We start from the raw sequence: 261 nt of genomic DNA, 5'->3' as shown, positions 1-261 counted from the left end.
CGCGCCACGTGTCGGCGAGCCAGCCGCCGAACAGTTCGCCGATGAAGCCGCACAGGAAGATCACGAAGGTCGCGCCGCCCATCTGCTTGAGATCGAAGCCGTGCGCCTTGTGCAGATAGCTGGGCATCCACGTCATCAGGCCGTAGAACACGCTGTTGTAGCAGGCCCAGCTCGCGAACATGCAGAGCACCGAACGGTCGGCCAGCACGGCGCGCAGCGGCAGACGCTCGCGCGGCGCGTGTGCGCCCGTGCGTGCGCCCG

The 261-nt window shown here is 68.2% G+C and carries 1 protein-coding gene; it reads right to left on the bottom strand.

Annotated elements, in window-relative coordinates; translation table 11 throughout:
* On the bottom strand, positions 1 to 261 hold a 261-nt coding region (locus SB772_RS42460), incomplete at both ends, for an MFS transporter (protein ID WP_410838827.1).

The sequence above is a fragment of the Paraburkholderia sp. SIMBA_030 genome, from assembly GCF_046535245.1.
In the GTDB taxonomy this organism is placed as follows: Bacteria; Pseudomonadota; Gammaproteobacteria; order Burkholderiales; family Burkholderiaceae; genus Paraburkholderia.
Note: the sequence above shows the minus strand (reverse complement) of the source record. Positions and strands in the feature narration are given on the sequence as shown.